The following is a 10,056-nucleotide window of genomic DNA, read 5'->3' as shown; positions in this document are numbered from 1 at the left end:
GTATAGGAGTAAAAGAATTTGATGACCAGGGTAATGTGGTAAAGGAACGGCGTTTTTTCGGGCTATTTACTTCTGTAGCGGAGGTCCAAGATATTAGAACTATTCCAATAATAAGAGATAAAGTTAAAGTTATAGAAAAAAATGCAGGGTTTGTAACCGGGGGCCACAATAACAAAGCTCTAATTTATATTTTACAAGTATTCTCATGTGATGAATTGTTCCAGTCTAATGAGGAAGAATTATTTCAAATTTGTACTTCTATTATGTCCCTTGCAATAAGACCAAGAGTCAAGTTATGCTTAAGAAGTAAGGGAGCGTTTACTAGTTGTATAGTGCTGATACCGATGCGTTATGCTAGCTCCAGGCTAATGCTCAAGATAAGCAATATATTGAAGGATGAGATAAATGAAGAAAGTTCCGATATTTATAACCCCCACATTATAAACGAATATGACTTAATGAAATTGCACGTGGTGCTAAAGGCTAAAAACGCTAGTGTTCCTGATGATGAAGTTTTGCGTATCGAAAACAAATTAAGGAACATTACGGAAAAATGGGAAGATCGTTTTATAGACAATTTATACAATACTTTTAGCACTGTTGAGGATATATTCATCCGTTATTGCAAGGCATTTCCAATAAGCTATCAAGAGAGTTTCGAACCTCATGACGCATATTACGATATGAAAAAATTGGAGATAGTGAGGAAGAAAGGAGTTAGCGAGGTCGATTTAAGACTTACTCGTGATAATCTTAATTATCAATTAAAGGTTTATACTCCAAACAATGGAGGCCTTGAATTATCGAAGATATTAAGGATCACTAAGAATTTGGGAGCTAAAATTCTATCTCATAATGGCTATTACATAGAAATTAACGGCGGAATATGGATACACCATTTTGTGTTGTCAAGAGTCGATGAATTAATAGACAACATTACTCTAAAAGAGCAATTTGAAATAACACTTGCGAAAGTGTTTAGCAAGGAAATTAAAAATGACTATTTCAATAGTTTGATCATTATTGCTGGGCTCAAGTGGAAGGAAGTGCTTCTGGTTAGAGCGTTAAGTGCTTACCTAAAGCAGACGTCATTTAACTATAACCCAGAATATATGCAAAAAGTGGTCTCAGAGTATCCAAAAGTAGTAAAGTATTTGATAGAATTATTTCACTCAAGGTTTGATACTAAAATAGATATCGATAGGGCAGAAACTACTAACATTTTGACAGAAAAAATCGAGGAACTTCTAAAGGAAATCAGCAATGCTTCACATGATTACGTTTTGCGCTCGATATTTAACTTGATAATGGCTATTTTAAGGACCAGTTATTATCAAGATAATAAACCCTACTTATCTATAAAATTTGACTCAAGTAAAGTGAATGGTTTGCCTGATCCTCGCCCATATCGTGAATTGTATGTTTATTCAAACCTTTTTGAGGGAATACATCTAAGAGGAGGAAAATTAGCCCGTGGTGGCTTGAGGTGGTCGGATAGGACGGAAGATTTTCGCACTGAAGTTTTGGGGCTCATGAAAGCTCAGATGACAAAAAATGCGGTTATTGTACCTGTTGGCGCAAAGGGTGGGTTTGTAATAAAGCAAGCTTATAAAGATAAGAATATTTTAAGAGAGAAAGGTGTTGAGTGCTATAAGGATTTTATCAGAGGAATGCTTGATATTACTGATAATGTAGTTGATGGTAAAATAATTCCACCAAAGGATGTGATTAGGTATGATGAGGATGATCCATACTTGGTAGTTGCAGCAGATAAAGGCACTGCTTCTTTTTCTGATTATGCCAACCAAATAGCCTCTGAATACAATTTTTGGCTTGGTGATGCATTTGCATCTGGTGGATCAGCAGGTTATGATCACAAAAAAATGGGTATTACAGCCAGAGGTGCATGGATTGCAGCACAGAGGCATTTTTGGAAAATGAATAAGGATATTTACCAGGATGCAACTGTTATTGGAATTGGGGATATGGCTGGCGACTTATTTGGAAATGGTATGCTGCTTTCAAAAAATATACATTTAATCGGCGCATTTAACCATATGCATATTTTTGTTGACCCAAACCCTGATGCAGAAAAGAGTTTCACAGAGCGTAAACGTCTCTTTGAGTTACCATTTTCAACTTGGATGGATTATAACAAAGATTTGATTTCTAAGGGTGGAGGAGTATTTGAGCGTAGCAGTAAGCAAGTAAACATTTCTCAAGAAATAAAAAAGTGCTTTGATATAACAGAAGATATGCTACCTCCAAGTGATTTGATTAGATATCTGTTGAAAGCAAAAGTGGACTTCATATGGAATGGAGGAATCGGCACGTTTGTTAAGGCAAAGAGTGAAAATCATAGCATGGTCGGTGACAAAGCAAACGATGAGTTAAGAGTGAATGGTAAAGATATTAGAGCTTCTATGTTTATAGAGGGTGGAAATCTTGGTTGTACACAGCTTGGAAGAATAGAATATGCTGAAAAAGGTGGATATATCAATGCAGATTTTGTTGATAATTCAGCCGGAGTGATATGTTCGGACCTTGAAGTTAACATTAAGATTGCATTTGTTTCAGCTATGAAAGCAGGGGGTATTTCTTTAGAAAAAAGGAATGAAATACTGGCAAGTATGGTGGATGAAGTTGCATCCAAAGTGCTTGAGAACCACAACAAAATTGAAACAAAAGCATTACTTCTTGAGTGTTTGCAAGCTAAAGAGAGATTGGAGCAGCACCACAGGTTACTGCTCAGTTTAGAAAAATCTGGGCTGTTAAACCGAAGCGTAGAATTTCTTCCAACTGAAGAAGAGATAGCAAGGATGTTAACTGGTGCAGAAGGTTTCAGTTCTCCTCAGCTCTCTGTTCTAATGTCTTATGCTAGAACAGCAATAAAAAATGAAATTATACATTCCGATCTGTCTGAAAAAGATCTTATATCTCATGACTACTTGCTAGGTTATTTTCCTAAAAAGATGGTAACAAAGTTTAAGGATTTCATATTAAAACACCAACTTCGTAGAGAAATTATCTCTACTTGCATTGCAAATGATGTGGTGAATAGAATGGGCTGTATATTCATCAATAATTTGGCTGAGAACACTGGAATTAAGATACAAGAAGCGGTTAACATATATATTGTTGTTAACCACCTGTATGATTTAAACAGCCTGTGGCAGAAAATTGATGAATTGGATGGAAAAATTGATGTTAACTCATACTTACAAATAGTGAGGAACGTGCAGAAATTTATTGGCAGAGTATCATTTTGGCTAGTGAAAAATCTTGGCAAGCTTAGCTTTGTAGAATTGGATGATGTTACAAAATTTAAAGATGCAATTGAAACTTTAGGCCAGAACTTAACTGATGTTTTAGATGAACACCTATTAAAGATCTATAGCCATGGATCAACTTCTTTAGTAGAACTTAATATAAATAAAGATCTAGCAAAAAAAGTTGCTGATCTATGCATTCTTGCTTATGCACTGGACATTATATCTGTTGCTGAACAGACATCTTTGTCCATTCTTGATGCTGGTAAAATATACTTTGAGTTAAAGTCGCTGTTAAGATTTGATCTGATTAGAACAATTGCCATCAAGATGAAAAGCCGCTCTTCTTATTGGGATCGCAGCTTAGTTAATGATTTATTGGACGATTTAAGCAATTACCATCACAAGCTAGCTGTTAAAGTCATAAAAGCTACTGATAACCCCGAAGATAAGGTTCAAACCTGGGCTTGTGATGATAAGGACTACATAGAACGTTATAATAGTTTTTTAGATGAGATGGTTGCTTCTAAACTTGATTTAAGCAAATTAATATTTATAATCAGAAGGATTAAAGTACTTGCTTCCTAGGAAAATGTTCAATATAGGTCTTTCAGAAATTTTAGTTGTAGCTTTAGTGAGCATAATTGTTCTTGATAAAAATAAGGTACCTGTATTTATTGATCTTATTAGGAATGTGTATAAGTATCTTATGATTATAAAATCAAAAGCTAGGAGGTTATTGAAAGACGCAGGAGTTGAAGACTTATATAAAGAGTGTAATACTGAGAAAGTAAATTACATAGTTGGTAAAAATGGTAAGCTTTATCCTACTTACGATATAGATAATACATCTAAAGATAATGACAGCGAAGATTCTGGTAGTAGATGATGTACTATCTAATGTCAAGCTTTTAGAAGCTCGACTAAAAGCAGAGTACTATACGGTTATCGTAGCTCATGATGGTGAAGAAGCTATAGATTTAGTAGCAAAGCAGCAGCCTGATATTATATTACTTGATATCATGATGCCAAAGATGAATGGCTTTGAAGTTTGTAAGGAGCTAAAGAGTGATCCCTTGACAACCCATATTCCAATAATTATGGTAACTGCGCTGCATGATACTCATGATAGAGTGCAAGGTATTAATGCTGGCGCGGATGATTTTCTGACTAAACCAATAAACGAAACTGCTTTATCTGCACGAATTAAGTCTCTCACGCGCTTAAAAATGATTATCGATGAATTGCGTTTGAGAGGAGAAACTAACGCTGAGATTGGTGGAGTCGCAGGAAACAGTATTATGGATTATTCCAATCAGATTTTTGATGCTAACATACTTGTTATAGATGAGGATGTTCATCAAGCAGAGCAGATATATAATATATTAAAGCAACGCTTTAGGTCAATTAAAATACTGAGTGATCCAATAGAAGCATTGAAGGTTGGTATTGAGAATGGTTACGACCTGATCATTTCTGATATGCAATTTTCAAAAACTGACGGCTTGCGTTTGTGTTCTGAGTTTCGTAGTAAGGTGGAAACACGTTATACACCAATTCTGATTCTTTCTGAGGATTATGATAAAAACAATTTAGTAAAAGCACTTGATGTAGGTGCTAATGATTATTTAACAGTACCTTTGGATGAGGGTGAGCTAATAGCAAGGGTTAATTCGCAAGTAAAACGCAAAAGATATCAAGATGCCTTGAGAATGAATTTATTTAATAATGCGGAAATGTCTATAAAGGACCCATTAACTAACTGTTATAATAGAAGATATTTTGATGCACACTTAAGAAACATTGTTAAGGACTCTGTGGAAAAGGATAGAAGGTTGTCTCTTATGATACTTGATATAGACTATTTTAAGATAGTGAATGACAGTTTTGGGCATAGTGCTGGAGATGAACTTTTAAAGCAAATACAGAAAAGAATTTCTGAAAATATCAGAGTGACAGATTTACTAGCTAGGTTTGGTGGTGAGGAGTTTGTTGTTGTAATGCCAGATACCAATGTATCAGATGCGTATACTATTGCGGAGAGAATACGAAAAATTATTGCTAAAGAACCTTTTGTACTTGCGGATAAAAATACAACCCATAATGTAACTGTGAGCATTGGAATTGCAGAAATGCAAGGATCTGACTTTGATGATATTAAAAAATTTATAGTACGTGCTGACAGATATTTATATAAAGCAAAAAACAGTGGTAGAAATAGAGTGGTTACTGGCTATAGCTAAAGTGGCTTAAGTTTACCGACAACCGTCATTCCGCTACTCGTTAGCGGAATCTATGCTGAGATACCGCGAATGAATCGCGGTATGACGGTTCGCGGCAGCATGACGATAAGGTTTATACCTTGTCATTCCAGTGCTTGACACTGGAATCCAGTTTTCCATATAATTTCATCGAAAACGTTGTAACCACTTTCCATGCTAGTTTGCTTGTTCACAAGCAAACTTTTCTGGATCCCAGTGTCTGGGCACTGGGATGACATCATAGGGGCGCTGGGATGACACCCTGACAACCGTCGTCCCGCGCTTGTTAGCTGGATCTATGCTAAGAGATACCGCGAATGAATCGCGGTATGACGTAGGACTGCTAAGATTAAAGCGACAACATGAGGTTTCTCAGCTCTGGAAATTTCACGTTTAACTGCAAAAATAGATACTTATTTAAAAAATATCCTGTGACTTTCAGTCCTAACTGAAATTCTTGGAATGAGTAGCTGTTTTGTAGGGTATTATTGTATACATCATGCAACATTTGTGGAAAAGGTAGGAGTTTATCTGCATAATAATCTCCTACTTTTTTTGACACTGCTCTACCAGTTTTTGGAGAAATAAATTGCAGATTTTCCTTAACACCTGTTACAGCGCATTTGGATAAGTCTAACTTGAATCCCAATTGCGTAAGAAGCAGAAGCTCTAAGTTAAGATAATGGCTTTGCCAAGACTGATTGTTGTGTTTAATTACATCGATGAAATATCGAAAATTGTCATACAGCATGGCACAGGGTTCACTTTCTGGAAGCACTTTTTCTAAAATAGAGGAGAAAGAAACAATAGTAATGCTTTTTAACCTATCTTGAAAGAAATGATGGAATGGAGATTCGATTAATTCGCACTTAAAAAAACCTAGATTTTCAGGTAACTTAGCACTCCATTCTGCATGTAATAGATTACTTATCTGAAACTTATAATTGCTATTGTTTGTTAGCTTAGTTAATCCCCTGCGCTTTCCATGATTTTTTGTAAACAGAGAGAGAATTAAGTTTTTATCGCCGTATTTTTTAGCAGCTATAATGATGCCTTCATCTTTCCATCTCATTTAGAGTATATTGACCGTATGATATTATAGGATAGTACACCTAGAGCTTGTAATCCATAAAAATCACTTACTCCGTTACTGTCTGCTTCCAAAGTTTCAAGGCTATGAGAGAGTAAGTTATTGGCTGCCACTCTTCTTCCTGAGCCTCCATGCTGAGCTTTTGGTTTGCTAAATAATTGTTTGAATGATTTTAGTAACCATTACTTTTCCTTATCTGAAATTTTGGATAATTCAGCTTCTAATTCTTCTATCGTCGGTAAAGCTGTTTTTATGTTCTCTGGTAGATTTTCAGTTATTCGATATTCCGCTAATCCTATTGGTTTATTTATGTCTTTGAGTGTATATTTAGCAAGTACATCGTCTTTAGATTTACATAAGATTAACCCTATAGAAGGTTGATCTGTCGAGTGCTTCAGTAAATCATCAACTGCAGAAAGTAAAAATTCATTTTACCAGCATATTCCGGCTTAAAATCCTTATCTTTTAGTTCAATCACTACGAAGCAACGTAACTTTAAATGATAGAATAATAAATCAATATAAAAGTCTTTATTACCAACATCTAAATGAAATTGTCTACCAACAAATGCAAATCCTTCACCGAGTTCTAACAGAAATTTTTCCATATGTCCTACGAGTCCTTTTTCTACTTCTCTTTCATGAGCATCCTTACCTATACTTAAAAAATCAAAAATATACGGATCTTTTAATGTGTAATGTGCTAGATCGGATTGTGGAGATGGTAATTTTTCTTTAAAATTAGTTATTGCCTTTCCTTGACGTTTATGTAGTCCAAGTTCTATCTGCATCACCATAATGTTACGTGACCAGCCATGTTCAATAGCTTTTTTTACATAAAATAATCTTATTTCATGACTTTCTATTTTTTCCAAAAGAGTGATATTGTGATACCAAGTTAATTGTGCAAGAGGCTCCTGCACAAATTCAACATCAGGATATTCTTCGGCAAACTTACGCATATACTTCAGATTTCTCGTGCTAAAGCCTTTCATTTCTGGAAATGTACTTCTCAAATCCTTACTTAGTTGATCAATTACCTTAGCTCCCCAGGTATGTTCTTTTTGGCGTTTTAGGATCTCTGTACCAATATGGTGGTAAAGCAAAATAAGCTTACTATTTACTGCAAGTGCTGCCTTATAACGGTTTGTTGCAATATGATCCTTCAACTGCTCTAAAAATTCTGTATATTCTTTTGCTATAATTTTTGTCATACGGTTCCTTTTAATCCATTATACAATTCCTTTGTCTGTCGAGAAGACAATCTTCCGCTTGCCTTCAGCTTTGAAGGGATTCCTTATTGACTTCAAACTCGTCCATCAACTAAAATATATTGACTTTACGTGCAATATTAGCTTTAAACCAGTAAAACAAGCTGCTTAACATATGCGTTTTTTCTATTCTAATTATATTCTTTTTTTGTCTTTATGTTGTTTTTTGCTTTTTTCGTTATCTTCAACAAAAGCCCAAACGAATGATACGTTAGCTGTTCCTATACCACAAAGGAAAAAAGAAATAGTTGAGCACACTGTTGTAGCACAACCGAGGCAAATTATCGAAATGCAAGAAGAAGTCATTATTAACGAGGGTAAAGAATTCATTCCAATTCCAAAAAGAAAAAAAAGTGTAGAGAAAAAACTAAGAAGGGATGTTAGAGGGGCAAAAAATGAAATAGGAAACGAAAAAAGCGTTGAGAGCAAAAAGGATGAATTAGTTGTAACAGAAATTATTAACTCTATAAGAGACAAGCTCACAAAATGCTGGAGCATTCCTGAAAGCATAGCTTACAAAGAAAATTTTAATATAAAAATTAACTTATTGTTATCCAGTCAAGGCGAGATAATTATGGCGGATGTAGCAGACAGTGATTCCTATCGAAATAATCCACTTTTCAGGTCGATAGCAGATAACGCAATGCGTGCAGTATATAAATGTAGCCCATTGACCGGCTTGCCTACTCAGCACCACCACATTTGGCGTGAAGTAACACTAGACTTTATTCTATAGCTAAAGTAATTCTATAATTTAATAAGCCCACTGTATCCGTTCAGGATAGCAGCAAGGTAGTATAACCATAGAGTAAAAGTGAGTTTACAACAAATGGTGTCATCCCAGTGCTTGACACTGGGATCCAGTTTTCTTTACAAATTCACCAAAAGTGCTTCATTCTATAACGCAAAACCCATACTTACCAAACCCAATGCATTACTTGCAATTAAGTTTCCTGGATTCCAGTGTCAAGCACTGGAATGACACCATAGGGGGAGCTACTTGGATGACGGGAGAAGGAGGTTGCTTGGATGACACCCTGATAACCGTTATCCCGCTACGTGTTAGCGGCTAAGAGATACCACGGCGGTATGACGGTTAAATAATTCGTCATCCCGCTGCTTGTTAGCGGGATCTCTTGTTAGCGGCTGAGATACCGCGAATGAATCGCGGTATGACGGCTAAGTAGGGTGTCATCCCAGTGCCCATACGACTAGTACAACATTGCATAATTCTATTATGGCTATTTTGATCAAAGTTTGCAAGACTTTTTATGCGAAATACTATATACAAGTGATTGTGATTGATTTCAATTTGATGAATTAACATTCTAATAATATTTTGCTTAGTCTGCCAATCTACCAGATCAAGTTTTGATTCAACACTTGAGGAAAAGTTTTTCAAGCTATCTGTAACAAGGCTCAATTCTTGTTGTAATTTCTTTTGATCAAGTACTTTTTCTTTTTCCTCCTCAATTTCTTTTAAATGCTGTTTCATTGTTGTAATTCTTGGCTCAAATTCTTCTTGGCTTATAAACCCTTTGGCATAGCTATCTATAAATTTTTTTATACTTAATCTTAACTTACTTTCTTGCTTTTCACGTGTTTGATTATGTAGAGGTTTTTTGTTCTCTGACAATCTACGTTGATATTCATTTGCAATCCTATCTGGCTCTTTTAGTATACTCTTGACTTCTTCCCATATAACTGCATCTAATACATCAGTGCGTATTGATTTATTGTCACATATTCTGTTGCCATTAAACCTGGAGCCAGAACAACGGTAGTAAGAATAACGTTTATTTCTACTATATACACCACAATAAGTATATTGGCAACGCTGACATACTGTTAAACTCCGCAACAAAAAAGTTTCTTTTCTTTCTCGAGCTCTTGCCCTTTGCCTATTTTCAGTTAGCTGTACTTGCACTGAATCAAATAAATTATCACTGATTATTTTTGGCACTGGAACGTAAATCCAGTTCTCTTTATCATTACTAAAATGACCATTTTTGAGTTTACCACAAGTTCCTTTTTTTGATTTCCTTACTTGTGGCTTCGAGCATGCCTTAGTTTTACCATAAGCTGCTCGTCCTATATAAGAGGTTGTCCACAAACCAGTAAATCAAGCATATTCCCTACTTAACATAACTTTACTCATAGCCAGAT

Annotated in this window: 10 protein-coding genes and 1 pseudogene; 6 read left to right on the top strand and 5 right to left on the bottom strand. The window is 35.4% G+C overall.

Annotation, left to right across the window (positions count from 1 at the left end; genetic code table 11):
• The 3 genes from BA053_RS03665 to BA053_RS03655 form a co-directional block, all read left to right on the top strand.
• On the top strand, positions 1-3,857 hold a 3,857-nt coding region (locus BA053_RS03665; protein ID WP_065106773.1), incomplete at its 5' end, for an NAD-glutamate dehydrogenase.
• Positions 3,858-3,861: 4 nt separating this feature from the next.
• Positions 3,862-4,158 (top strand): Sec-independent protein translocase subunit TatB, encoded by a 297-nt coding sequence (gene tatB / locus BA053_RS03660; protein ID WP_065094878.1) that lies wholly within the window; start codon positions 3,862-3,864, stop codon positions 4,156-4,158.
• On the top strand, positions 4,130-5,512 hold the full coding sequence (locus BA053_RS03655) for a PleD family two-component system response regulator (RefSeq protein WP_065094879.1): 1,383 nt from the start codon (positions 4,130-4,132) through the stop codon (positions 5,510-5,512). The genes tatB and BA053_RS03655 overlap by 29 nt, the downstream gene beginning before the upstream one ends.
• A gap of 122 nt (positions 5,513-5,634) precedes the next feature.
• Here the strand turns inward: BA053_RS03655 and BA053_RS07300 are convergent, their stop codons facing one another.
• The 4 genes and pseudogenes from BA053_RS07300 to BA053_RS03645 all read right to left on the bottom strand — a co-directional run bounded on the left by BA053_RS07300 (position 5,635) and on the right by BA053_RS03645 (position 7,833).
• Complete coding sequence (locus BA053_RS07300; protein WP_010962440.1) at positions 5,635-5,799, bottom strand: hypothetical protein; 165 nt, start codon at positions 5,797-5,799, stop codon at positions 5,635-5,637.
• Between the two features lie 80 nt (positions 5,800-5,879).
• Positions 5,880-6,602, bottom strand: a complete 723-nt coding sequence (gene recO / locus BA053_RS03650; protein ID WP_065094880.1) for a DNA repair protein RecO — start codon at positions 6,600-6,602, stop codon at positions 5,880-5,882.
• Positions 6,599-6,733, bottom strand: a complete 135-nt coding sequence (locus tag BA053_RS08345; RefSeq protein ID WP_255356244.1) for a hypothetical protein — start codon at positions 6,731-6,733, stop codon at positions 6,599-6,601. The genes recO and BA053_RS08345 overlap by 4 nt, the downstream gene beginning before the upstream one ends.
• A 69-nt stretch (positions 6,734-6,802) precedes the next feature.
• Positions 6,803-7,833, bottom strand: a pseudogene (locus tag BA053_RS03645) (PDDEXK nuclease domain-containing protein).
• Between the two features lie 172 nt (positions 7,834-8,005).
• On the opposite strand from BA053_RS03645, the gene BA053_RS03640 reads away from it, so the two are divergent.
• From BA053_RS03640 to BA053_RS07645, 3 genes are all read left to right on the top strand, one after another.
• Positions 8,006-8,626, top strand: coding sequence for a hypothetical protein (locus BA053_RS03640; protein WP_022626225.1), 621 nt, complete (start codon positions 8,006-8,008; stop codon positions 8,624-8,626).
• Between the two features lie 78 nt (positions 8,627-8,704).
• Positions 8,705-8,872, top strand: a complete 168-nt coding sequence (locus BA053_RS08695; RefSeq protein WP_245611019.1) for a hypothetical protein — start codon at positions 8,705-8,707, stop codon at positions 8,870-8,872.
• Complete coding sequence (locus BA053_RS07645; RefSeq protein WP_167347030.1) at positions 8,820-8,963, top strand: hypothetical protein; 144 nt, start codon at positions 8,820-8,822, stop codon at positions 8,961-8,963. Before BA053_RS08695 ends, BA053_RS07645 begins: the two co-directional genes overlap by 53 nt.
• Before the next feature lie 50 nt (positions 8,964-9,013).
• On the opposite strand, the gene BA053_RS03635 is transcribed toward BA053_RS07645, so the two are convergent.
• Positions 9,014-10,003 carry a recombinase zinc ribbon domain-containing protein gene (locus BA053_RS03635; protein WP_245611018.1) on the bottom strand — a complete coding sequence of 330 codons (990 nt, stop codon included), beginning with the start codon at positions 10,001-10,003 and terminating at the stop codon, positions 9,014-9,016.
• Between the last annotated feature and the right edge of the window lie 53 nt (positions 10,004-10,056).

Origin of the sequence: Wolbachia endosymbiont of Nomada ferruginata (assembly GCF_001675785.1) — a bacterium.
Taxonomy (GTDB): domain Bacteria; phylum Pseudomonadota; class Alphaproteobacteria; order Rickettsiales; family Anaplasmataceae; genus Wolbachia; species Wolbachia pipientis.
Note: the sequence above shows the minus strand (reverse complement) of the source record. Positions and strands in the feature narration are given on the sequence as shown.